Annotated in this window: 1 protein-coding gene and 1 pseudogene; both read left to right on the top strand. The window is 75.5% G+C overall.

Annotation, left to right across the window (positions count from 1 at the left end):
* Positions 1 to 11: 11 nt before the first annotated feature.
* A pseudogene (locus ACIRST_RS17440) lies at positions 12 to 10,181 on the top strand (SDR family NAD(P)-dependent oxidoreductase); the annotation flags it as partial.
* A 45-nt stretch (positions 10,182 to 10,226) separates the two neighbouring features.
* Positions 10,227 to 26,501: a type I polyketide synthase gene (locus tag ACIRST_RS17435; RefSeq protein WP_402803003.1), complete on the top strand. Its 16,275-nt coding sequence runs from the start codon at positions 10,227 to 10,229 to the stop codon at positions 26,499 to 26,501.
* The last annotated feature ends 131 nt before the right edge of the window (positions 26,502 to 26,632 follow it).

Below are 26,632 nucleotides of genomic sequence, written 5' to 3'. Positions count from 1 at the left end.
GAGCACTCATGACCACGCCCCACGACAAGGTAGTCGCCGCTCTCCGGTCCTCGATGAAGGAGACCGAACGGCTGCGCACGCAGAACCGTCGACTCCTGGCCGCGGCCGCCGAACCCGTCGCCGTCATCGGCATGGGCTGCCGTTACCCCGGCGGCGTTGCCTCGCCCGAGGACCTCTGGGACCTCGTGGCAGGCGGCACCGACGCCACCGGCGGCTACCCGGCCGACCGCGGCTGGGACCTCGGCGCCCTGGCGGACGCCGGTGTCGACGAGCGCGGCACCCGCGTCTCGCGGCGTGGCGGCTTCCTCGATTCGGTGTCCGGCTTCGACGCCGACTTCTTCGGCATCTCGCCCCGTGAGGCCGTCTCCACCGACCCGCAGCAGCGCCTGCTGCTGGAGACCTCGTGGGAGGCGTTCGAGCGGGCGGGCCTCGACCCGACGGCGCTGCGCGGCAGCCGTACCGGTGTCTTCCTCGGCACCAACGGCCAGGACTACGCGTACCTGCTGGTGCGCTCCCTGGCCGATGCCACCGGCGACATCGGCACCGGCATCGCCGCCTCGGCCCTGTCCGGCCGCCTCTCCTACACCCTCGGGCTGGAGGGCCCGGCGGTCACGGTCGACACCGCCTGCTCGTCCTCTCTGGTCGCCCTGCACTGGGCGGTCCAGGCGCTGCGGGCGGGCGAGTGCACACTGGCGGTTGCGGGCGGCGTCAACGTGATGGCGACGCCCGGCGCGTTGCTGGAGTTCAGCCGCCAGGGCGGACTCGCCTCGGACGGGCGCTGCAAGGCGTTCGCGGACGGCGCCGACGGGACGGGCTGGGCCGAAGGCGTCGGTCTGCTGGTGCTGGAGCGGCTCTCGGACGCCCGCCGCAACGGGCACCGCGTCCTCGCAGTCGTCCGGGGCTCGGCGGTGAACCAGGACGGCGCGTCCAACGGTTTCACCGCGCCCAACGGCCCCTCGCAACAGCGGGTGATCCGCCAGGCTCTCGCCAACGCCGGGCTGTCGGCCGGCGAGGTCGACGCCGTGGAGGGCCACGGGACGGGCACGCCGCTCGGCGACCCGATCGAGGCCCAGGCCCTGCTCGCCACCTACGGGCAGGGCCGGGAGGACGGCCGGCCGCTGTGGCTGGGCTCGATCAAGTCCAACCTCGGCCACGCCCAGGCGGCGGCCGGCGTCGCGGGCGTCATCAAGATGGTGCAGGCGATGCGGGCGGGCGTGCTGCCGAAGACGCTCCACGCAGATGTGCCGTCCTCGCGCGTGGACTGGTCGGCGGGCTCGGTGCGGCTGCTGACGGAGGCGCGGGACTGGCCGGGGGACGAGCGGCCCCGCCGGGCGGGGGTGTCCTCGTTCGGGATCAGCGGCACGAACGCGCACGTGATCGTCGAAGAGGCTCCGGCGGAGGACGCTTCCGGGGCGGATCCCTCGGTCGTGCCGGGTGTGGTGCCCTGGGTGGTCTCGGCGAAGTCGGAGGCCGCGCTGGACGCACAGGTGGAGCGGCTGACCGGGGCCGGGGGCTCTACGGGGGATGTGGGCCTGTCGCTGGCGGGGCGGTCGCGGTTCGGGCACCGGGCGGTGCTGGTGGACGGGGTCGAGGTCGCGCGCGGGGTGGCGGTGGAGCGGTCGACGGCGTTCCTGTTCTCCGGGCAGGGGTCGCAGCGGCCGGGGATGGGGCGGGAGTTGTATGCCCGCTTCCCGGTGTTCGCGAAGGCGTTCGATGCGGTGTGTGCGGAGTTCGAGCCGGGTTTGCGCGAGGTGGTGTGGGGCGAGGACGCGGAGCTGCTGAACCGGACGGAGTACGCTCAGGCGGGGTTGTTCGCGGTCGAGGTGGCGCTGTTCCGGCTGCTCGAATCCCTCGGTGTGGAAGCGGAGTTCGTGGCCGGGCACTCGATCGGTGAGATCGCTGCGGCGCATGTGGCCGGGGTGTTCTCGCTGGCGGACGCCTGCACGCTGGTCCGTGCCCGCGGCCGTCTGATGCAGGCACTGCCGGAGGGCGGCGCGATGCTCGCGGTGCAGGCGACGGAGGACGAAGTCCTACCGCTGCTGGGTGAGTTCGTGTCGATCGCGGCCGTCAACGGCCCGACCTCCGTCGTCGTCTCCGGCGCCGAGGAGGCCGTCGAGAAGATCCGCGCGCACTTCGCCGAGCGCAAGACCACGCGGCTGCGGGTTTCGCACGCCTTCCACTCGCCGCTGATGGATCCGATGCTGGCGGACTTCCGCGAGGTCCTCAACGGCCTCTCCTACAGCGCCCCTTCGATTCCGCTGGTCTCCAACCTCACCGGCGCACTGGGCGCGGACCTCACCACCCCCGACTACTGGGTGCGCCACGTCCGCGAGACCGTCCGCTTCGCCGACGGCGTCCGCGCCCTGCACGAGGCCGGCGCCACCGCCTTCGTCGAGCTCGGCCCGGACGGCGTCCTCGCCGCCCTCGCCCAACAGGACCCGGACGCCCCCGCGCTCCCGCTGCTGCGCCGCGACCGGCCCGAGGAGCACACCCTCGTCACCGCCCTCGCCCGGCTGCACGTCGCCGGCGTCCAGGTCGACTGGACGCGGCTGTTCGACGGCACCGGCGCCCAGCGCGTCGACCTGCCCACCTACGCCTTCCAGCACGAGCACTACTGGCCCGCCCTGGGCAGCGGTGTCGGCGACGTGACCGGCGCCGGTCTCCTGGCGGCGGACCACCCGCTGCTCGGGGCGGCCGTGCCGCTCGCGGGCACGGACAGCGTCGTCTTCACCGGCCGGCTCGCGCCCGGCACCGCGGCGGCGTGGGAAGGCGACGCGGACGTCTTCCCGGCGTCCGGGTTCCTGGAGCTGGCGATCCGGGTCGGCGACCACGTCGGCTGCGACCGGGTCGAGCGGCTCGCCGTCACCCGGCCGCTCGCCCTGGGCGGCGCGGGCGGCGGAACGACGGTCCAGGTCCGGGCAGGCGCGCCGGACGGGTCGGGTGCGCGGACGGTGACCTTCTTCTCGCGCCCCGACGGCGGGCTCGACGAGCCCTGGACCGAGCACGCCGCCGGGGTGCTGACCACGGGAGCGCGCGCCGCCGACTTCGACGCGGCGGTCTGGCCGCCGACCGGCGCGGCCGCGGACGGCCCCGGTGTCTGGCGGCGCGGCGAGGAGACCTTCGTCGAGGCCGGGCTCCCGGCCGAACTGGCGGTCTCGGCGGCCGGGTTCGGTCTCCACCCGGCGTTGCTGGCCGCCGTCCTGCGGGCGGACGACCGAGGGCTCGTGCCGGTGGCGTGGTCCGGGGTGTCGCTGCACGCCACGGGTGCCACGGTGACGCGGGCCCGGCTGACGAGGACGGGCGAGGACACGCTGTCGCTGGTCCTCGCCGACGCGGCGGGCGAGCCGCTGCTGTCGGCGGAGTCCGTGGAGCTGGGCGAGCCGGCCGCTGCTTCCCACGGGGCGAGCGGGTCGCTGCTGCGGCTGGAGTGGGTCGCGGCTGCGCCCGCCCGGCCGGTGAGCGTCCGGTCCGTGGAGGTCGCCGGGCTCTCGGAGCTCGGCGACGACGTGCCGGAGGCCGTGGTGGTCCCGGTGGCGGGCGGTTCGAGGCCCGAGGACGTGCACGAGGTCACGGCGTGGGCGCTGGGCCTGGTGCAGGAGTGGCTGAGGGAGCCCCGCTTCGCCGACGCGCGTCTCGTCCTCGTCACGCGGGGTGCCATGGCAGGCAGTGAGGTGTCCGACCTCGGCGGTGCTGCCGTGTGGGGCCTGGTGCGGGCGGCCGAGTCCGAGAACCCGGGCCGGTTCGTCCTCGTGGACACGGACGGCGGGCTGCCGCTGGAGGCCGTGCTGGCGACCGGCGAGTCACAGGTGCTGGTCCGCGGCGGCGCCGTGCGCGTCGGCCGGCTGACCCGGGTCGCAAGCGGTGGGTCCTCGGCGGGCTGGGGCGAGGGCACGGTCATCGTTACAGGCGGCACCGGCGGTCTGGGCCGTCTCGTCGCGCGGCATCTGGTGGCGGAACACGGCGTCCGGGACCTGTTGTTGCTGAGCCGGCGTGGTGGCGTCGGCGCGTGGCTGGAGGACCTGCGCGAGCTGGGCGCCGACGTCGAGGTGGTGGCCTGCGACGCCGCCGATCGCGAGGCACTCGCCGAGGTGCTGCGCGGCCGGACGATCAGCGGTGTCGTGCACGCGGCCGGTGTCCTGGACGACGGCGTCGTGAGCGCCCTCACGCCCGAGCGGCTGTCGGCCGTCCTCCGGCCCAAGGTGGACGCGGCCTGGAACCTCCACGAGCTGACAAAGGACCGGGACCTGAAGGCCTTCGTCCTGTTCTCGTCGATCTCCGGTGTGCTGGGCAGCGCCGGGCAGGGCAACTATGCGGCGGCCAACGTCTACCTGGACGCGCTGGCGCACTGGCGCCGCCACCGGGGTCTGCCCGCCCAGTCGTTGGGCTGGGGCGCCTGGGTGCCCACAGCCGGCATGACCGGGACCCTCTCCGAGGCCGACCTGTACCGCATCCACGCCACCGGAGTCCCGCCCCTCACCGAAGAGCACGGTCTCGCCCTGCTGGACGCCGCCATGGCCGTCGACGAGCCCTACCTGGTCGCGACCGGCCGCATGGCCGCCGGCGCTCGACCGCGCGGCGAGGTGCCCACGATGTTCCGCGCCCTCCTGCCCGCCGCGCGCCGTACCGCCGTCAGCACCACGGGCACGGGTGCCGCTCTCGCCGCCCGTCTCCTCGAACTGCGCGAGGGCGACCGCCTGCGTCACCTCGCCGACCTCGTCCGTGCGGAGGCGGCCGGCGTCCTCGGCCACGCCTCGGGCCAAGCGGTCGACCCCGGACGGGAGTTCCGGGACCTCGGCTTCGACTCCCTCACCGCGATCGAGCTGCGCAACCGCCTCGCCGACGTCACCGGGCTCCGGCTCCCGGCGACGATGGTCTTCGACTACCCCACCCCGCACGCCCTCGCCGCGCACCTCCTCGGGGAGCTCCTCGACGAGGAGGACGACGTGGTGACTCCGGAGGCCGCCACCCGCGCCGACACCGGGGAGCCGATCGCGATCGTCGGCATGGCCTGCCGCCTGCCGGGCGGAGTGCGGACACCCGAGGACCTCTGGCGGCTCCTGAGCGAGGGCCGCGACGGCATCACCGACTTCCCGACCGACCGGGGCTGGGACCTCGACGCGCTTTTCGGCACCGGCCACGGCGTGAGCGCCACCCGCCAGGGCGGCTTCCTCGCCTGCCTCGGGGACTTCGACGCCGGTTTCTTCGGGATCTCGCCGCGGGAGGCCCTCGCGATGGACCCGCAGCAGCGCCTGCTGCTGGAGACGTCCTGGGAGGCGTTCGAGCGGGCGGGCATCGACCCGACGGCGCTGCGCGGCAGCCGCACCGGCGTCTTCGTCGGCACGACCGGACAGGACTACGCCTCGCTGGTGATGAACTCCCGGGACGAGGTCGAGGGCCACGCGAGCACCGGGCTGGCCAACAGCGTGATCTCGGGCCGGGTGTCGTACTGCTTCGGTCTGGAGGGCCCCGCGCTCACGATCGACACCGCGTGCTCCTCCTCGCTCGTGGCGATGCACCTGGCCGCGCGGTCCCTCGGCAGCGGTGAGTGCACCCTGGCGCTGGCCGGCGGCGTGACCGTCCTGTCCACGCCGATGAGCTTCCTCGGCTTCACCCGCCAGGGCGGACTGGCCACGGACGGGCGCTGCAAGGCGTTCGCGGACGGAGCCGACGGGACGGGCTGGTCGGAGGGCGCCGGTGTGCTGGTGCTGGAGCGGCTCTCGGACGCCCGCCGCAACGGGCACCCGGTCCTGGCCGTGCTGCGCGGCTCGGCCGTCAACCAGGACGGTGCGTCGAACGGCCTGACGGCGCCCAACGGCCCGTCCCAGCAGCGGGTGATCCGCCAGGCCCTCGCCAACGCGGGGCTGTCGGCCGCCGAGGTCGACGCGGTCGAGGCGCACGGCACCGGCACCACGCTCGGCGACCCGATCGAGGCCCAGGCGCTGCTCGCGACCTACGGCCAGGACCGCGAACGGCCGCTGTTCCTCGGCTCGGTGAAGTCCAACCTCGGGCACACCCAGGCGGCGGCCGGGGTCGCGGGTGTGATCAAGATGGTGATGGCGATGCGGGCGGGCGTGCTGCCGAAGACGCTGTACGTCGACGCGCCGTCCTCGCACGTCGACTGGTCGGCGGGCGCCGTGGAGGTCCTGACGGAGGCGCGCGACTGGCCGGAGGCCGGTCACCCGCGCCGGGCCGGGGTCTCGTCGTTCGGGATCAGCGGGACGAACGCCCACGTGATCGTGGAGCAGGCGCCGGTGGTGGATCAGGCCGGGGAACCGGGCGTCGTGCCGGCTGCCGTGCCGTGGGTGGTCTCGGGAGCTTCGGAGCCCGCGCTGGACGCGCAACTGGCCGGACTCGCGGGGGCGGCCGGTTCGCCGGTGGACGTCGGGCTGTCGCTGGCGGGCCGGTCGCGGTTCGGGCACCGGGCGGTGCTGCTGGACGGTGCGGAGGTGGCGCGCGGCGCGGCGGGGGAGCGGAGGCTCGCGCTGCTGTTCTCCGGGCAGGGGTCGCAGCGGCTGGGGATGGGGCGGGAGTTGTATGCCCGCTTCCCGGTGTTCGCCGAGGCGTTCGACGCGGTGTGTGCGGAGTTCGAGCCGGGCTTGCGCGAGGTGGTGTGGGGCTCGGACGAGGGGCTGATCAACCCGACGGAGTACGCGCAGGCGGCGTTGTTCGCGGTCGAGGTGGCGTTGTTCCGGTTGCTCGAATCGCTGGGCGTGGAGTCGGAGTTCGTGGCCGGGCACTCGATCGGTGAGGTGGCGGCCGCGCATGTGGCCGGGGTGTTCTCGCTGGTGGATGCCTGCACGCTGGTGCGTGCCCGCGGCGGGCTGATGCAGGCGCTGCCGTCGGGTGGCGCGATGCTGGCCGTGCAGGCGGCGGAGGATGAAGTCCTGCCGCTGCTGGGTGAGTTCGTGTCGATCGCGGCCGTCAACGGCCCGACCTCCGTCGTGGTCTCCGGCACGGAGGAGGCCGTCGAGGAGATCCGCGCGCACTTCTCCGACCGCAAGACGACGCACCTGCGGGTCTCGCACGCGTTCCACTCGCCGCTGATGGATCCGATGCTCGACGGCTTCCGGGCCGTCCTCGACGGGCTGACCTACCACGCGCCTTCGATCCCGGTCGTTTCCAACCTGACCGGCGCCCTCGCCGACCCGGACGACCTCCGCACCCCCGACTACTGGGTGCGCCACGTCCGCGAGACCGTCCGCTTCGCCGACGGCGTCCGCGCCCTCGACGCCGCCGGTGCGACGGACTATCTGGAGCTCGGCCCCGGCGGCGTCCTCACCGCCCTCGCCGCACAGAATCTGGACGAGGGTGCCGACCGCGTCGCGGCTGCCGCGCTGCGCCCCGGCCGGCCGGAGGAAGGCGCCCTGCTGACCGCACTCGCCCGTCTCCACGTCGTCGGCGTCCCCGTCGACTGGGCCCGGGTCTTCGACGACACCGGCGCCCGGCGGGTCGACCTGCCGACCTACGCCTTCCAGTACGAGCGCTACTGGCCCACCCAGGCCACGCGCACCGGCGACGTGACCGGCGCGGGCCTGCAGTCGGCGGAGCACCCGCTGCTGGGAGCGGTGGTCTCCCCGGCCGACTCGGGCAGCGTGCTGCTGACCGGTCGGCTGTCGGTCAAGGCACAGCCGTGGCTGGCCGACCACCGGGTGGCCGGCGTCGCCGTGTTCCCGGGGACCGGGTTCCTGGAGCTGGCCGTCCGGGCTGCGGACGAGGTGGGCTGCGACCGGGTCGAGCGGCTGACGCTCGCCGACCCCCTCGTGTTGCCCGAGGACGGCGCCGTCGTCGTCCAACTGGTGGCCGGCGCCCCGGACGAGGCCGGGACGCGTCCGCTGAGCTGCTACGCCAGGCCGGAGGACGCGGTGGACGGTCCGTGGACCTGTCACGCCACCGGCACGCTGGCCCTCGGCGAGCACGAGGGCGGCTTCGACGCCTCCGTGTGGCCCCCGGCGGACGCGGTGGCCGTGGACCCGGAGTCCTGCCACGAGCCGCTGGACCACGGACCGGCGTTCCGCACGCTGCAGGCCGTGTGGCAGCGGGGCGACGAGGTGTTCGCCGAGGCGGTCCTGCCGGGCCGGGCCGAGGACGCGGCGCCGTACGGGCTGCACCCGGCGCTGCTGGAGGCGGCCGTCCAGATCGCGGCCCTGACCAGGGAGGACGACGGCGGGCGGCTGGTGCCCGCGGACTGGCGTGAGGTGGCGCTGCACGCGGTTGGCGCGGCCGTCGTCCGGCTGCGGGTCGCCCCGGCCGGCGCGGACACGGTCGAGGTCGAGGTCGTGGACGCGGCGGGCGGGCCCGTGCTGTCGGCGGGGTCGCTGACGCTGGGCGAGCCGGCCGCCGTGGCCGGCCGGGCCGGGCCGGCCGGGGCGCTGCTACGGCTGGACTGGGTGGACGTCCCGGCGCGTGCCACCGGGCCGGCGCGGGCACTCACGCTGGGCGAGGACGTGCCGTCGCTCGCCGACCTGACCGGCGAGGTGCCGGACATCGTGCTCGTGCCCGTGGCGGGCGGCGAGTCGCCCGAGGCCGTGCACGAGGTGACGGCGTGGGCGTTGGGCCTGGTGCAGGAGTGGCTGGCCGAGCCGCGGTTCGCGGACGCGCGTCTGGTGTTCACGACCCGGGGCGCGGTGCCGGGCGGCGAGGTCGCGGATCTGGCCGGCGGAGCGGTCTGGGGCCTGGTGCGGGCGGCGGAGGCGGAGAACCCGGGCCGGTTCGCCCTGCTCGACGTCGAGCGCGAGTCGGACGTGACGGCGGCACTGCCCGCTCTCGGGGCACAACCCGAGAGCGGAGACTTCCAGTTCACCGCCCGCGCCGGAGCCGTGCGGGTGGGAAGGCTGGCCCGGGTGGCGGGCGGTGGGTCGTCTGCGGGCTGGGGCTCGGGGACGGTGGTGATCACGGGTGGGACGGGTGGTCTGGGCCGTCTTGTCGCGCGGCATCTGGTGGTGGAACACGGCGTTCGGGGCCTGTTGTTGCTGAGTCGGCGTGGTGGCGTCGGTGCGTGGCTGGAGGAGTTGCGGGAGCTGGGCGCCGACGTCGAGGTGGTGGCCTGTGACGCGGCCGACCGGGAGGCGCTCGCGGAGGCGCTGCGCGGCCGGAGGGTGACGGGTGTGGTGCATGCGGCCGGTGTGCTGGACGACGGCGTCGTGAGCGCGCTGACGCCCGAGCGGCTGTCGGGCGTCCTTCGGCCGAAGGTGGACGCGGCGTGGAACCTGCACGAGCTGACCGAGGACCAGGACCTGAAGGCCTTCGTCCTGTTCTCGTCGATCTCCGGTGTGCTGGGCAGCGCCGGGCAGGGCAACTATGCGGCGGCCAACGTCTACCTGGACGCGCTGGCGCACTGGCGCCGCCACCGGGGTCTGCCCGCCCAGTCGTTGGGCTGGGGCGCCTGGGTGCCCACAGCCGGCATGACCGGGACCCTCTCCGAGGCCGACCTGCACCGCATCCGCGCCACCGGCGTTCCGCCCCTCACCGAGGTGGACGGTCTCGCCCTGCTCGACGCCGCCATGGCCATCGACGAGCCCTACCTCGTCCCCATCGGCCGCGCCGTCGGCCCTGCCCGGATGCCCGGCACCGTGCCCGCGCTGCTGCGCGGCCTCGTCCGCGGCGCCCGCCGCGTGGCCGAGTCCACCGGCGCCCGCAGCGGCGCGGTGGCCGCGCTCGCCGCCCGCCTCACCGAGCTGCGCGAGACCGACCGGCTGCGCCACGTCGTCGACCTCGTCCGCACCGAGGCCGCGGCTGTTCTCGGCCATGCCTCGCCGCAGGCCGTCGCCGCCGACCGGGACTTCCACGACCTCGGCGTGGACTCCCTCACAGCACTCGAACTGCGCAACCGCCTGACGGCCGTCACCGGCCTGCGCCTCCCGGCGACGCTGGTGTTCGACCACCCGACGTCCACCGTGCTCGGCACCCACCTGCTCGGCGTGCTCCTGGACGAACAGGACGCCGCGGACGGCACCGCGCTGCTCGGTCAACTCGACCGCCTGGACGCGGCCCTGGCGGACACCGACACCGACGGGGCGACCCGCAACGCGGTCTCGCTCCGGCTGCGCCGAATGCTGGAGAAATTGCGAAACCAGGACGCGCAGAATGCCGAGGACGTCATCGCGGAGCGACTCGAAGCGGCGAGCGCGGACGAGGTCCTCGCCTTCATCGACAACGAGCTCGGCCGTCTGAGCGACCGCTGAGAACCGCTGAGAGACCCGCCTCAACACAGGAAGGCACCACCCCCCATGTCGAACGACAGCAAGCTCGTTGACTACCTCAAGTGGGTCACGGCCGACCTGCACCAGACACGCCAACGACTGCTGGAGGCCGAGTCCGGACGGCACGAGCCGATCGCCATCGTCGGCATGGCGTGCCGCCTGCCGGGCGGGGTGACCACCCCCGAGGAGCTCTGGGAGCTGGTCGCGGACGGACGGGACGGAATCTCCGGGTTCCCCGCCGACCGCGGGTGGGACATGGCGGCGCTGCTCGGCGAGGGCAGCGGCAGCAGCGTCTCGATCGAGGGCGGGTTCGTCGCGGCCGGCGAGTTCGACGCGGGCTTCTTCGGGATCTCGCCGCGCGAGGCCCTCGCGATGGACCCGCAGCAGCGGCTCCTGCTGGAGACCTCGTGGGAGGCGTTCGAGCGGGCGGGCATCGACCCGGCGGGACTGCGCGGCACCCGCACCGGCGTCTTCGTCGGCACGGCCGGCGTCGACTACGTCGGCGTGGTGATGAACTCGGACGAGGACATGGAGGGCCACGCGACCACCGGTCTGACGGCGAGCGTGCTGTCCGGCCGCGTGTCGTACACCTTCGGTCTGGAGGGGCCGGCGGTCACCGTCGACACGGCCTGCTCCTCCTCGCTGGTGGCGATGCACCTGGCGTCGCAGGCGCTGCGGGCCGGTGAGTGCACGCTCGCCCTCGCGGGCGGCGTCACCGTGCTGTCGACGCCGATGAGCTTCTCCGGGTTCTCCCGGCAGGGCGGGCTCGCGCCGGACGGGCGCTGCAAGGCGTTCGCGGACGGCGCCGACGGGACGGGCTGGGCCGAGGGTGCGGGCGTCCTGGTGCTGGAGCGGCTCTCGGACGCCCGCCGCAACGGGCACCCGGTCCTGGCGGTCCTGCGCGGCTCGGCCGTCAACCAGGACGGTGCCTCGAACGGGCTGACGGCGCCCAACGGCCCTTCCCAGCAGCGCGTCATCCGTCAGGCCCTGGCCGCCGCCGGACTGTCGGCCGCTGAGGTCGACGCCGTCGAGGGCCACGGCACGGGGACGCCGCTCGGCGACCCGATCGAGGCCCAGGCCCTCCTCGCCACCTACGGGCAGGACCGCGAACGGCCGCTCCTGCTCGGCTCGTTGAAGTCCAACATCGGCCACACCCAGGCCGCCGCCGGGGCAGCCGGCGTGATCAAGACGGTGATGGCGCTGCGGCACGGCGTGCTGCCGAGGACGCTGCATCTCGACGCCCCGTCCGCCGAGGTGGACTGGTCGGCCGGGGCGGTCGAGCTGCTCACCGAGGCCCGGGCCTGGCCGGAGGTGGACCGGCCGCACCGCGCGGGCGTGTCGGCCTTCGGGATCAGCGGCACCAACGCGCACGTGATCGTCGAGGAGGCGGTGGAGGAGGGCGCGGACCCCTTTGCCGAGCCCGCCGTGGCGCCCGGTGTGGTGCCGTGGGTGCTGTCCGCCAAGTCGGAGGCCGCGCTGGACGCGCAGTCGGCGAGGCTGGCCGGCCTCGACGGCTCGGTCGGCTCGCCCGTGGACGTCGGGTTGTCGCTGGCGGGGCGGTCGCGGTTCGGGCACCGGGCGGTGCTGGTGGACGGGGTCGAGGTCGCGCGCGGGGTGGCGGTGGAGCGGTCGACGGCGTTCCTGTTCTCCGGGCAGGGGTCGCAGCGGCCGGGGATGGGGCGGGAGTTGTATGCCCGCTTCCCGGTGTTCGCCGAGGCGTTCGACGTGGTGTGCGCGGAGTTCGAGCCGGGTTTGCGCGAGGTGGTGTGGGGCGAGGACGCGGAGCTGCTGAACCGGACGGAGTACGCGCAGGCGGGGTTGTTCGCGGTCGAGGTGGCGCTGTTCCGGCTGCTCGAATCGCTGGGCTTGGAGCCGGAGTTCGTGGCCGGGCACTCGATCGGTGAGATCGCTGCGGCGCATGTGGCCGGGGTGTTCTCGCTGGCGGACGCCTGCACGCTGGTGGCGGCCCGTGGCCGTCTGATGCAGGCACTGCCTGAGGGCGGTGCGATGTTGGCCGTGCAGGCGGCGGAGGACGAAGTCCTACCGCTGCTGGGTGAGTTCGTGTCGATCGCGGCCGTCAACGGCCCGACCTCCGTCGTCGTCTCCGGCGCCGAGGAGGCCGTCGAAAAGATCCGCGCGCACTTCGCCGAGCGCAAGACCACGCGGCTGCGGGTTTCGCACGCCTTCCACTCGCCGCTGATGGATCCGATGCTGGAGGACTTCCGCGAGGTCCTCAACGGCCTCTCCTACAGCGCCCCTTCGATTCCGCTGGTTTCCAACCTCACCGGCGCTCTGGGTGCGGACCTCACCACCCCCGACTACTGGGTGCGCCACGTCCGCGAGACCGTCCGCTTCGCCGACGGCGTCCGCGCCCTGCGCGAGGCCGGCGCGACCGCATTTGTCGAGCTCGGCCCGGACGGTGTCCTCGCAGCCCTCGCCCAGCAGGACCCGGACGTCCCCGCGCTTCCGCTGCTGCGCCGCGACCGGCCCGAGGAGCACACCCTGGTCACCGCGCTGGCGCGGCTGCACGTCGCCGGCGTCCCGGTCGACTGGACGCGAGTGCTCGACGGCACCGGCGCCCGCCAGGTGGAGCTGCCCACCTACCCGTTCCAGCGCGAGCACTACTGGCCGCGCCCGGCCCGCCGGATCGGGGACGTGACCGGCGCCGGTCTGTCGCCCGCCGAGCACCCGCTGCTGGGCGCGACCGTCGCGCTCGCGAACGCCGAGGGCACGCTGCTGACCGGCCGGCTGTCGCTGAAGGCGCAGCCGTGGCTGGGCGACCACCGGGTGGGCGGCGTGGCGGTCTTTCCACCGGCCGGGTTCGTGGAGCTGGCGGTCCGTGCCGGTGACCAGGTCGCCTGCGACCGGGTCGAGCGGCTGACGCTGGCCGAGCCGCTGGTGCTGCCGGAGGACGGGGCGGTCGTCGTCCAGATCCGGGTGGAGGCCCCGGCGGCCTCCGGCGCCCGCCCGGTGCGGATCTTCTCCCGGCCGGACACCGACGACGGCCCGTGGACGGAGCACGCCACGGGCGACCTCGTCCGCGGCGAGCGCACGGCCGAGTTCGACGCCTCGGTGTGGCCACCGAAAGGCGCGGTCGTCGCGGAGCTCACCGAGCTCCGGGAGGAGGCGGACCTCGGCCCGGCCTTCGACGGGCTGCGGTCGGTCTGGCGGCGCGGCGAGGAGACCTTCGTCGAGGCGGTCCTGCCGGGCGACTCGGTCGGCGAGGCCGCGGGCTTCGGCGTGCACCCGGCGCTGCTGGCGGCGGTGGTGCGGGCGGACGGCCGCGGGTTGGTGCCGGTGGCGTGGTCCGGGGTGTCGCTGCACGCCTCGGGCGCCTCCGTCGTGCGGGCGCGGCTCGTGCGCACGGGCGCGGAGACGCTCGCCGTCGCCGTCGCGGACGCGGCAGGGGACCCGGTGCTGTCGGCCGAGGCTCTGACGTTGGCCGAGCCGGCCGCTGTGACGCAGGGAACGGCGGCGGGGTCGCTGCTCAGGCTGGAGTGGGTGCCCGCGCCGTCGCGTGCGGGTGAGAGCGTGGCGGCCCTGACGCTGGGCGTGGACGTCGCCTCGCTGGCCGAGATCGGCGACGAGGTGCCGGGTGCCGTGGTGGTCCCGGTGACGGGCGGTTCGACGCCCGAGGCCGTGCACGAGGCGACGGCGTGGGCGTTGGGCCTGGTGCAGGAGTGGCTGGCCGAGCCGCGCTTCGCGGACGAGCGCCTGGTGTTCACGACCCGGGGCGCGGTGCCGGGCGGCGAGGTCGTGGACCTGGCCGGCGCTGCCGTGTGGGGCCTGGTGCGGGCGGCGGAGTCGGAGAACCCGGGCCGGTTCGTCCTCGTGGACGCGGACCCGGACGCGGACGGTGAGCTGCCGCTGGACGCGGTGCTGGCCGTGGGCGAGTCGCAGGTGGTGGCGCGCGACGGCGTCGTCCGGGTGGGCCGGCTGGCCCGGGCCGCTCTCGCCGACGAACCTTCGAAGGGCTGGGGCGCGGGCACGGTGGTGATCACCGGTGGCACGGGCGGTCTGGGCCGTCTCGTCGCCCGGCACCTGGTCACCGAACACGGCGTCGGCGAACTGCTGTTGCTGAGCAGGCGCGGCGGCGCGTCCGAGCTGGTGGACGAGCTGGCGGAGCTGGGTGCGCGCGTCGAGGTGGTGGCCTGTGACGCCGCCGACCGGGAGGCGCTCGCGGAAGCCCTCCACGGCCGGACGGTCACGGGCGTCGTGCACGCGGCCGGTGTGCTGGACGACGGCATCGTCACCGCGCTCACCCCCGAGCGGCTGTCGAACGTCCTGCGCCCGAAGGTGGACGCGGCGTGGAACCTCCACGAGCTGACCGAGGACCAGGACCTCAAGGCCTTCGTCCTGTTCTCCTCCGTCTCCGGCGTGATGGGTACGGCGGGCCAGGGCAACTACGCGGCGGCCAACGTCTACCTGGACGCGCTCGCGCACTGGCGCCGCCGCCGGGGCCTGCCCGCCCAGTCCCTGGGCTGGGGCGCCTGGATGCCCACGGCCGGCATGACGGGCATGCTCTCCGAAGCCGACCTGCACCGCATCCACGCCTCCGGAGTCCCGTCCCTCACCGAGGAAGACGGTCTCGCCCTGCTGGACGCCGCGATGTCCCTCGACGAGCCGTATCTGGTCGCGACCGGCCGCATGGCCGCCGGCGCTCGCCCGCGCGGCGAGGTGCCCACGATGTTCCGCGCCCTCCTGCCCGGCGGGCGCCGCACGGCCTCCGCCACCGGCACCGGCGCCGCGACCATGACGGCCCTCGCCGCCCGCCTCACCGAGCTGCGCGAGACCGATCGCCTGCGCCACGTCGTCGACCTCGTCCGCACCGAGGCCGCGGCCATCCTCGGCCACGCCTCGCCGCAGGCCGTCGCCGCCGACCGGGACTTCCACGACCTCGGCATCGACTCCCTCACGGCACTCGAACTGCGCAACCGCCTGACGGCCGTCACCGGCCTGCGCCTCCCGGCGACGCTGGTCTTCGACCACCCCACCCCCGCCGCGATCGCCGACCTCGTCCTGGCGGAGGTACTCGGGCAGCACGAGGAGCCGGCGGCCCCGGCCGTCGCGGTCGTCCCCACTGCGGACGACCCGATCGCGATCGTCGGCATGGCCTGCCGGCTGCCCGGCGGGATCGGCACGCCCGAAGAGCTGTGGGCGCTGGTCGCCGAGGGCCGCGAGGGCATCTCCGACTTCCCGACCGACCGGGGCTGGGACCTCGACACCCTGCTCGGCGGTGGCCCCGGCGACCGGGGCCGCAGCGCCACCGCGAAGGGCGGCTTCCTGCACGGGGTGGCCGACTTCGACGCGGCGTTCTTCGGCATCTCGCCGCGCGAGGCCCTCGCCATGGACCCGCAGCAGCGGCTCCTGCTGGAGACGTCCTGGGAGGCCGTCGAGCGCGCCGGGATCGACCCGGCGGCGCTGCGCGGCAGCCGGACCGGCGTCTTCGTCGGCACCGGCGGCCAGGACTACCTGACGCTCGTCATGAACGCCCAGGAGGACATCGAGGGTCACGCGAGTACCGGCCTGGCCGCGAGCGTGGTCTCCGGCCGGATCTCCTACACCTTCGGCCTGGAGGGGCCGGCGGTCACCGTCGACACGGCGTGCTCCTCCTCGCTGGTGGCGATGCACCTGGCCGCGCAGTCGCTGCGCAGCGGCGAGTGCACGCTGGCGCTGGCCGGCGGCGTCACCGTGATGTCGTCCTCGCTCGGCTTCCCCGGCTTCACGCGGCAGGGCGGACTGGCCCCGGACGGGCGGTGCAAGGCGTTCGCGGACGGAGCGGACGGGACGGGCTGGTCCGAGGGCGCGGGCGTCCTGGTCCTGGAACGCCTTTCGGACGCCCGCCGCAACGGGCACCCGGTGCTGGCCGTCGTGCGGGGCAGCGCCGTCAACCAGGACGGAGCCTCGAACGGCCTCACCGCCCCCAACGGCCCTTCCCAGCAGCGCGTCATCCGCCAGGCCCTCGCCAACGCCCGTCTCTCGGCGGCGGAGGTCGACTTCGTCGAGGGCCACGGCACCGGCACCACCCTGGGCGACCCGATCGAGGCCCAAGCTCTCCTCGCCACCTACGGGCAGGACCGCGAACGGCCGCTGCTGCTCGGCTCGTTGAAGTCCAACATCGGCCACACCCAGGCCGCCGCCGGCGCGGCCGGCGTGATCAAGGCCGTGCTCTCGATGCAGCACGGCGTGCTGCCCCGCACGCTGCACGTGGACGCGCCGTCCTCGCACGTCGACTGGGCGGCCGGTGACATCCGGCTGCTCACGCAGGCCGAGGAGTGGCCGGACACCGGCCGACCGCGCCGCGCGGGCGTGTCGGCCTTCGGGATCAGCGGCACCAACGCGCACGTGATCGTCGAGCAGGCGCCGCCGGTCGAGGTCCCCGTGGCGGAGCCGTCGCTCGTTCCGGGCGTCGTGCCGTGGGTGCTGGCGGGCACGTCGGAGGCGGCGCTGGACGCGCAGCTGGCGCGGGTCGCCGGGCTGGACGGCTCGCCCGTGGACATCGGCCTGTCACTGGCCGCCGACCGGTCGCGGTTCGCGCACCGGGCGGTGCTGCTGGACGGCACGGAGGTGGCGCGCGGTGTCGTCGACGGCGAGCGCAGGACGGCGCTGCTGTTCTCCGGGCAGGGAACCCAACGTCTCGGCATGGGGCGGGACCTGTACGCGCGTTTCCCCGTATTCGCCGAGGCCTTCGACGCGGTCTGCGCGCAGTTCGACCTACCTGTTCGCGAGATCGTCTGGGGCGAGGACGAAGAGCTGATCAACCGGACGGCGTACGCCCAGGCCGGGTTGTTCGCGGTTGAGGTGGCGCTGTTCCGCCTCGTCGAATCGCTCGGTGTGCGGCCGGAGTTCGTCGCGGGGCACTCGATCGGCGAGATCGCCGCGGCGCACGTCGCCGGGGTGTTCTCACTCGAAGACGCCTGTGCCCTGGTGGCGGCGCGCGGCCGGCTGATGCAGGCGCTGCCGGACGGTGGTGCGATGCTCGCGGTCCAGGCGACGGAAGAGGAAGTCCTGCCGCTGCTGGGCGACTTCGTGTCGATCGCCGCCGTCAACGGCCCGACCTCCGTCGTCGTCTCGGGCGCGGAGGAGGCCGTCGCGGCGATCGAGGAGCAGTTCGCCGACCGCCGGACCACACGCCTGCGGGTGTCCCACGCCTTCCACTCCCCGCTGATGGACCCGATGCTGGAGGACTTCCGCGAGGTCCTCAACGGCCTCGCCTACCGTGCGCCTTCGATCCCGCTGGTGTCCAACCTGACGGGTGGGATCGCCGCACCCGAGCAGCTGTGCACTCCTGACTACTGGGTGCGCCACGTCCGCGAGACCGTCCGCTTCGCCGACGGCGTCCGGACCCTGTACGCCGCCGGCGCGACCGACTTCCTGGAGCTGGGCCCCGACACGGCCCTGTCCCCGGCCGTCCGCCAGACGCTGGCCGATTCCCCTTGCGCCGACGCCCCGGACGCGGTCGTCGAGCCGGTCGGCCGCCGGGGCCGCCCCGAGGAGGCCGCCCTGCTGACCGCGCTCGCCCGCCTCCACGTCGTCGGTGTGCCCGTCGACTGGGCGCGGCTGTTCGACGGCACCGGCGCCCGCCGTACCGGCCTGCCGACCTACGCGTTCCAGCGCGAGCGCTACTGGCCGCAGACGCACGCCCCGGCCGGCCGCCCCGGCGGCGCTGCGCCGGACGACCCGCTGGACGCCCGGTTCTGGGCCGCCGTCGAGGGCGAGGACCTGGACGCGCTCGCCGCCGGCCTCGCCGTGGACGGCGCCGCGCTCGGCGCAGTGCTCCCCGCCCTGTCCGCGTGGCGGCGCCACCACCGCGGCCAGTCCCTGCTGGACGCGCTGCGCTTCCACGAGTCCTGGCGGGCGCTGCCGGGCGGGTCGACGGCCCGGCCGTCCGGCCCGTGGCTGGTGGTGACGCCGGCCGGGGACGGCGACGAGGTGTGGGCGACGGCGGTCTGCGAGGCCGTCGGACCGGACGCGTTGTGCCTGTCCGTGCCCGCGTCGGAGCGGGTCGAGCTCGCCGCGCTGCTGCGCGAACTGCCCTCGACCGGGCGCCCGTTCACCGGTGTCCTGTCCCTCCTCGCGCTCGGCGGGGGCGCCGAGCCGGCCGCCGCGACCCTCACCCTGCTGCAGGCGCTGCGCGACGCCGACGTCACCGCGCCGCTGTGGTGCCTGACGCGCGGCGCGGTCGCCGTGGCCCGTACCGAGGCTCCGGCCGCGCCCGAGCAGGCCGCCGTGTGGGGCCTCGGCCGGGTCGCCGCACTGGAGCACCCCCAGGAGTGGGGCGGCCTCGTGGACCTGCCCGAGACGCCGGACCGGTCCGCCGTTCGCCGGCTGGCCGCCGTCCTCGCCGGCGCGGACGGCGAGGACCAGATCGCGATCCGCGCCGCCGCGGTCCACGCCCGCCGGCTGGCGCCGGCCCCGGCCGGTGCGCCGGACGCGGGCTGGACGCCGGGGGAGACCCCGGGCACCGTGCTGATCACCGGGGGCACCGGCGGCCGGGGCGCCGCCGTGGCCCGGCAGCTCGCCGCCGAGGGCGCGAGCCACCTGTTGCTGGCGAGCCGCCGCGGGCCGGACGCCCCCGGCGCCGTCGACCTCGCCGAGGAGCTGACCGGCCTGGGCTCCGTCGTGACGATCGCCTCCTGCGACGTCGCCGACCGCGAAGCCCTGGCCGCCCTGCTGGCCGGGATCCCGGCCGACGCCCCGCTGACCGCCGTCGTCCACGCGGCGGGCACGATCGACGACGGCGTCCTCGACGACCTGACACCCGAGCGCCTCGCAGCCGCCCACCGGGTCCGCGCCCAGGGTGCGCTCCACCTGGACGAGCTGACCCGCGGCCTCGACCTGACGGCCTTCGTGCTCTGCTCCTCCGTCGCCGGCGCCGTCGGCACCGCCGGCCGGGCCACCCTCGCGGCCCCGGCCGCCGTCCTGGACGCGCTCGCCCGGCGCCGCCGGGCCGAAGGGCTGCCCGCCACCTCGATCGCGTGGGGCGCCTGGGTCGGCGCCGAGGCCACCGGCATCGACTCGGGTGCCCCGGCCGAGGACGACGGGCGGACCCAGCGCGCCGCCGTCCCGGCCCTGCACCCCGACCTCGCCCTGGCAGCCCTGCGCCAGGCCGTCACCCGCCCGGCCCCGGCGCTCGTGCTGCTCGACCTGACGCAGCCGCAGGTCCTGGAGAGCCTCGTCGGCCTGCGCGGCAACCCGCTGCTACGCGACCTCCCGGCCGCCCGGACCGCCCTGGAGGCCGCCGCGGCGACCCGCCGCGACTACGCGACCGCCGCCTCCGAACTCACCGGACGCCTGCGCGCGCTCACCCCGCCCGAGCGGACCGCCCTCCTCACCGACCTCGTCCGCACCCACGTCGCCGCCGTACTCGGCTACGCCGACCGGTCCGCCGTCGCCCCGGACCGCAAGTTCCGGGACCTCGGCTTCGACTCGCTGACAGCCGTCGAACTGCCCGCCCGGCTCGGCGCGGCCACCGGCCTCAAGCTCCCCGCCACCTCCGTCTACGACTACCCGACCGCCCAGGCCCTCGCCGAGCACCTCCTGGCCGAACTCCTCGACACGCCCGGCTCGGCGCCGGTGCTGCCCACCGCGGGCGCCGCGGCCGACGACGGCGACCCGATCGCCATCGTCGGCATGGCCTGCCGGCTGCCGGGCGGGGTGACCTCGCCCGACGAGCTGTGGCGGCTGCTTGCCGCGGGCGGCGACAGCGTGGCCGGCTTCCCGGAGGACCGCGGCTGGGACCTGCGGACCCTGCTCGTCGGCGACCGGGACGGCCGCGGCCGCAGCGCCACCCTGGAAGGCGGCTTCATCGATTCCGTCGCCGACTTCGACGCCTCCTTCTTCGGCATCTCGCCGCGCGAGGCCCTCGCCATGGACCCGCAGCAGCGCCTGCTGCTGGAGACCTCGTGGGAGGCCCTGGAGCGTGCCGGGGTTGACCCGCAGAAGCTCGGCGGCAGCCGCACCGGTGTCTTCGTCGGCACCAACGGCCTCGACTACGCCACCCTGATGATGAACTCGCGGGAGGACATCGGCGGCCACGCCGGCACCGGCCTCGCGTCGAGCGTGCTCTCCGGCCGGATCTCCTACACCCTCGGCCTGGAGGGCCCGGCCGTCACCGTCGACACCGCGTGCTCCTCCTCGTTGGTCGCCCTGCACTGGGCCGGCCAGGCGCTGAGGGGCGGCGAGTGCGCGCTGGCGCTGGCGGGCGGCGTGACGGTGATGACCACGCCGGTGAGCTTCGCCGGCTTCACCGTCCAGAACGGCCTGGCGGCGGACGGCCGCTGCAAGGCCTACTCGGACGCGGCCGACGGCACCAACTGGTCCGAGGGCGTCGGCATGCTGGTCCTGGAGCGGCTGTCGGACGCGCGCCGCAACGGGCACCCGGTGCTGGCCGTCGTGCGGGGCAGCGCCGTCAACCAGGACGGAGCCTCCAACGGCCTCACCGCCCCCAACGGCCCTTCCCAGCAGCGCGTCATCCGCCAGGCCCTCGCGAGCGCGGGACTGTCGCCCGCCGAGGTCGACGCCGTCGAGGGCCACGGCACCGGTACCGCCCTCGGCGACCCGATCGAGGCCCAGGCCCTCCTCGCGACCTATGGCAAGAACCGCGAACGGCCTCTGCTGCTCGGCTCGTTGAAGTCCAACATCGGCCACACCCAGGCCGCCGCCGGGGCAGCCGGCGTGATCAAGACGGTGCTCGCCATGCGGCACGGCGTGCTGCCGAAGTCCCTGCACATCGACCGGCCGTCCACGGTCGTGGACTGGTCGGCGGGCTCGATCGACCTGCTCACCGAGGCCCGGCCGTGGCCCGAGGTCGACCGGCCCTGGCGCGCCGGGGTCTCCTCGTTCGGGATCAGCGGCACCAACGCGCACGTGATCCTCGAACAGGCACCCGCCGACACCGAGAGCACCGAGGACCAGCGGGTGCTGCCCGCCGTCGTCCCGTGGGTGCTCTCCGGCCGCTCCGACGAGGCGCTGGAGACCCACCTCGCCCGCGCCCGCGCGCTCGAACTCTCCCCGCTGGACATCGGCTTCTCGCTCGCCGCCGGACGCTCCGCCTTCGAGCACCGGGCCGTGCTGCTCGCGTGCAGCGAGGGGCTGACGGAGGTCGCCCGGGGCGTCGCCGCGGACCGCTCGACGGCCGTCCTGTTCTCCGGTCAGGGCTCCCAGCGCCTCGGCATGGGGCGGGAGTTGCACGCGCGCTTCCCGGTGTTCGCGGACGCCTTCGACGCGGTGTGCGCGGCGCTGGACGAGCACCTGGACCAGCCGCTGCGCACGGTCGTCTGGGGCGGGGACGCGGACGTGCTGAACCGGACCGCGTACGCCCAGGCCGGGTTGTTCGCCGTCGAGGTGGCGCTGTACCGCCTCGTCGAATCGCTGGGTGTGCGGCCGGAGTTCGTCGCGGGCCACTCGATCGGCGAGATCGCCGCGGCGCACGTCGCCGGGGTGTTCTCGCTCGGCGATGCCTGCGCCCTGGTGGCGGCGCGCGGCCGGCTGATGCAGGCCCTGCCGTCGGGCGGTGCGATGCTCGCCGTCCAGGCGACGGAGGACGAAGTCCTGCCGCTGCTGGGCGACTTCGTGTCGATCGCCGCCGTCAACGGCCCGACCTCCGTCGTCGTCTCGGGCACGGAGGAGGCCGTCGCGGCGATCGAGGAGCACTTCGCCGACCGCCGGACCACGCGGCTGCGGGTGTCCCACGCCTTCCACTCCCCGCTGATGGACCCGATGCTGGAGGACTTCCGTACGGTCCTCAACGGCCTCGCCTACGGCGCCCCTTCGATCCCGGTCGTCTCCAACCTCACCGGCGCCCTGGGCGAGGACCTGACGACTCCCGACTACTGGGTGCGCCACGTCCGCGACGCCGTCCGCTTCGCCGACGGCGTCCGCACCCTGCGCGAGGCCGGCGCGAGCGCCTTCCTCGAACTCGGCCCCGACGGCGTGCTCACCGCCCTCGCCGAGCAGAGCCTCGGCGACGACGCGGCCGACTGCGTCCGCGTCGCCGCCCTGCGCAAGGACCGCGCCGACGAACGCACCCTGCTCACCGCCCTCGCCACGCTCCACGCGGCCGGCGTCCCGGTCGACTGGGCAGCCCTGTTCGACGGCACCGGCGCCCGCCGGGTCGACCTGCCCACCTACGCGTTCGACCGCCGCCGCTACTGGCCGCGCCCGGCCGCCCTCTCCGGCGACGTCACCTCGGTCGGCCTCGTCCCGGCCGAGCACCCGCTGCTCGGCGCCGCCGTCCCGCTCGCCGACGACACCGACGGCGTGCTGTTCACCAGCCGCCTCGCCCTGCGCGTGCACCCGTGGCTGCTCGACCACCGGATCGGCGGCCACCCGGCCTTCCCCGCCGCCGCCTTCGTCGAACTGGCCGTCCGGGCCGGCGACCAGGTCGGCTGCGGCCGGATCGCGGAGCTCACGCTCGGCGACCCGCTGCCGCTCGCCGAGGGCGACGAGCCCGTCGTCCAGGTGCGGGTCGGCGCGCCCGACGACACCGGCGCCCGCACGGTCGCCTGCTACGCCCGCCCCGGCGACGCCGCCCCCGACGAGCCGTGGACGCGCTGCGCCGCCGGCACCCTCGTGCCGCAGGACGCCGACCTGCCGGACTACGCCCAGGCGGCCTGGCCGCCGGCCGGCGCGCTCGCCGTCGACCTGGACGGCTTCTACCGCGAGCCCGGACGCGGCCCGGCCTTCCGGGGCCTGCGCGCCGCCTGGCTGCGCGGCGAGGAGGTGTTCGCCGAGGTCGAGCTGCCCGGCGAGCCCGGCGAGGACGCCCGCTACTTCGGCCTCCACCCGGCCCTGCTCGACGCCACCCTGCACGCCGCCGTGCTGATCGGTGTCGGCACCGAGGACCAGCTGCCGCAGCCCCAGGCCTGGCAGGGCGTCGCCCTGCACGCCGGGGGAGCGGCCGCCCTGCGGGTGCGCCTCGCCCGCCTCGGCGAGGACACCGTGTCCGTCACCGCCACGGACCCGGCAGGCGGCGCGGTGCTGACCGTCGGCTCGGTCACCCTGCGCGCCCCGCAGGCCGCCGCGGCCGCCGCCCGCACCGGCCGCGACCCGCTGTTCCGGATCGAGTGGGTCCCCGCGCCGGCCGCGCCGCCCGCCGCCACGGCGCCGCGCTGCACGGCGCTCGGCCGGGACACCTACGGCACGGGCTCCTCGGCCGCGACCCTCGCGGACCTCGGCCGCCCGGTGCCGGACCTCGTCCTGGTCGCCCTGGAGAGCCCGGTCGGCGACGTCCCCGAGGCCGTCCACGCGCACACCACGCGCACGCTCGCCCTGGTCCAGGACTGGCTGGCCGAGGACCGGGCCGCCGACTCGCGGCTGGTGTTCGTGACCCGGGGCGCCGTCCGGGCCGCCGACGGCGAGACCGTCCGCGACCTTCCCGGCGGCGCCGCCTGGGGCCTGGTCCGCTCGGCGAACTCCGAGCACCCCGGCCGCTTCGCCCTGCTCGACGTCGAGCGGACGGAGGACGTGGCCGCGGTCCTGCCGCTGCTGCCCGGCCTGCTGGCCGACGGCGAGGCCCAGTTCGCCGTTCGCGGCGGCGCGCTGCGGGTCGGCCGACTGGCCCGGCTCGCGGACGCGGCGGGGCTGCTGCCCCCGGCGGGCACGCCGTGGGTCCTCGACGGCCTCCTGCCCGGCGACATGGCGCTCCTGCCCTGCCCTGAGGCGGCCGAGCCGCCCGCAGCCGGACAGGTGGCCGTTGCCGTCCGGGTCGCCGCCCCTGGCTGCGCTTCCGGTGGGGCCGGCGTGGTGACGGCGGTCGGTGACGGCGTGTCGGACCTGCGCCCGGGTGACGCGGTGTTCGGCGTGCTGCCCGCCGGGCCGAAGGCGGCCGCCGACCGGCGCCTGCTGGCCCCGCTGCCCGACGGCTGGTCGTTCGCGGCCGCGGCCGCCCTGGCCGCCGACTTCCTCCCCGCCCGACAGGCCCTCGGCCGCGGACCGGCCGGCCGGACCGTCCACGTGCACGCCACCGCCACCGGACCGGCCACCGCCGCCGTCGAGCTCGCCCTGCGGTTGGGCACCGAGGTGTCCGCCACGGCGCCCGACGGGCTGCGCCACGCCCTGCTCGGCCGAGGCCTGCCGCCCGAGCGGCTCGTCGAGCACGCGGCGCCGGGCACCGACCTCGTCCTCGACGACGACGCCTTCGCCCGACGTCCCGAACCGGACGCCGACGAGACCGCCGCGATCCTCGCGGAACTCCTCGGCCTGGCGGAAAGCGGCGCGCTCACCCCGCCTCACATCGTCGCGCACGACATCCGCGACGCCCGCACCGCGCTCGCCGCCCAGGCGCCCGCCACCCGGACCGTCCTCACGATGCCCGTGGAGCCCGATCCCGACGGAACCGTCCTGATCACCGGAGGCACCGGCGCCCTGGGCCGCCACCTCGCCCGCCGCCTCGCCGTCAAGGGCGCCCGCCACCTGCTGCTCACCAGCCGCCGCGGACCGGACGCGCCCGGCGCGGCCGAACTCCTCGCCGACCTCGCGGCCCTCGGCGCCGAGGCCCGCGTCGTCGCCTGCGACACCGCCGACCGCGCCGCCACCGAGGCCCTGCTCGCGGGCATCCCGGCCGAACACCCGCTCACCGCCGTCATCCACACGGCCGGCGTGCTGGACGACGGCATCATCACCGCGCTCACCCCCGAGCGGCTGTCCGCCGTCCTGCGGCCCAAGGTCGACGCCGTCTGGCAGCTGCACGAGCTCACCCGGCACCTGGACCTCGCCACCTTCGCCGTCTTCTCGTCCATCGCGGGCGTCATGGGCAGCCCCGGCCAGGGCAACTACGCCGCGGCCAACGCCTTCCTCGACACCCTGGTCGACCACCGCAGGTCCCTCGGCCTGGCCGGCACCTCGCTCGCCTGGGGCCCGTGGGCCCAGGAGGCGGGCATGACCAGCGAGCTCAGTGAGACCGACATGCGGCGCATGCAGTCCGGCGGCATCCCGCCGCTCTCCGTCGAGCAGGGCCTCGCCCTGTTCGAGGCCGCCCTCGGCTCCGCCGAACCGCTCGTCATTCCGATGGGCCTGGCCGCCGGGGGCATGCGTCCCCAGGGCGAGGTGCCGCCGCTGTTCCGCGGGCTCGTCCGCGCCGCCCGGCGTACCGCGGCCGGTGGCGCGAGCGGTGCCGACGCGGCCGCCGGCTTCACCCGGCAGCTGCTCGACCTCAATGAGCGCGACCGTGTGCGCTACCTCGTCGACACCGTGCGCGCCGAGGCCGCCACCGTCCTCGGCCACCCCTCGCCGGAGGCCGTCGACGCCGAACGCGACTTCTACGAACTCGGGTTCGACTCGCTGACCGCCGTCGAACTGCGCAACCGGATCGCCGCCGTCACCGGCCTGCGGATGCCCGCGACCGTCGTCTTCGACAGCCGCTCGCCCGTCGAGCTCGCCACCTGGATCCGCAGCGAGATCGCCGACCAGCGCGCCGAGGCCGGCGAGGACGGGGCCGTCCTCGTACCCGGGGGCGCACCCGAACTGGACTCCCTGGAGAGGCTGTTCACGGACGCCCTGGCCAACGGCAAGGTGCCCGAGGCCCAGCGCATGCTCGCGACCGTCGCCGCCCTGCGCCCCACCTTCGAGGCGACCGCCGAACTGGAGGACCTGCCCTGGGCGACCCGCCTCGCCGAGGGGCCGCGCCCGACCCGGCTGATCTGCGTCAGCGCGCCCACCGCCAACGCGGGCGTGCACCAGTACGCGCGGCTCGCCGCCCACTTCCGCGGCGAGCGCGAGGTGTCGGCGCTCCCGCTGGTCGGCTTCGCCACCGGCGAGCGGCTGCCCGCCACCGCCGAGGTCGCCACCCGGGTGATCGCCGAGAGCGCCCTGCGTGCCGGCGACGGCCACCCGTTCGTCCTCGCCGGCCACTCCTCCGGCGGCTCCTTCGCCTACGCCGCGGCCGGCCTGCTGGAGCACACGTGGGGCATCCGCCCGGCGGGTGTGGTGCTCTTCGACACGCTGAGCTTCCAGCACAACGCGGACGAGGGCACCGACTACACCGGCATGATGCGGCTGAACTTCACCGGCGCCGACTCGCCGGTGCGGCTGACCAACTCCCGGCTGTCCGCCATGGGCCGCTGGATGGTCCTGCTCAACAGCCTGGAGGTCCACCACACCACGGCCCCCGTCCTGCTGGTCACCTGCGACCGTGCCCTGACAGGTGTCGACGAGGTCCGCATCGAGCAGCGCGTCCAGGCCGAGCCGCTCGTGCCGGGCGCCCAGGTGGTCGGTGTCGACGCCGACCACCTGTCGATGATCCGCGAGGACTCGGCCCTCACCGCGCAGATCGTGGAGGAGTGGCTTCGCGGCCGGGAGTGACCCGACGGACGGGCGTTGCCGGGTACCAGCGGGTGCCGGGCGACGCCCGTCCGCGCGTCGGGGGCGTCCAGCGTCTAGGGAAAACCGGGGCCGGGCGTGGCGAGACTGGGCGGGCGACGGGTCGGACCCGA

Source organism: Kitasatospora sp. NPDC101447 (assembly GCF_044767225.1).
GTDB lineage: Bacteria > Actinomycetota > Actinomycetes > Streptomycetales > Streptomycetaceae > Kitasatospora.
This window is presented reverse-complemented; position numbering and strand designations above follow the sequence as displayed.

What these genes read in the sequence shown, in the direction of transcription:
- ACIRST_RS17435 (WP_402803003.1), top strand. Translation starts at nt 10,227, where the DNA reads ATGTCGAACGACAGCAAGCTCGTTGACTACCTCAAGTGGGTCACGGCC.